We start from the raw sequence: 241 nt of genomic DNA, 5'->3' as shown, positions 1-241 counted from the left end.
AGTTGGCGCGCGCCGCACTCTTCCTCGCCTCCGACGCGGGAAGCTTTGTCAACGGGATCGAGCTTCACGTCGATGGCGGTATGACCCTGGCTTAAACGGCCTGCCCTTTGCCAGCCCCAACGGGCTCTACAACCTGTCGAAGCTGTCGGTGGACTATGATCTGGGATATATCGACCTGGAGCAGAGGACTTTGCAAACCATCGAGAACCCGTTCGGCACAAGGTTGTCACCCATGTCTTAG

At 58.1% G+C, this 241-nt stretch carries 1 protein-coding gene; it reads left to right on the top strand.

What is annotated here, in order from left to right:
• Nucleotides 1-95: SDR family oxidoreductase (locus AF337_RS41220; RefSeq protein ID WP_152971279.1), on the top strand; the 95-nt coding region annotated here is incomplete at its 5' end.
• Nucleotides 96-241: the final 146 nt, after the last annotated feature.

The sequence above is a fragment of the Rhizobium ecuadorense genome (genome assembly GCF_001187535.1).
Classification (GTDB): domain Bacteria; phylum Pseudomonadota; class Alphaproteobacteria; order Rhizobiales; family Rhizobiaceae; genus Rhizobium; species Rhizobium ecuadorense.
The sequence above is the reverse complement of the archived record's forward strand: the minus strand, read 5'-3'. Positions and strand labels throughout refer to the sequence as shown.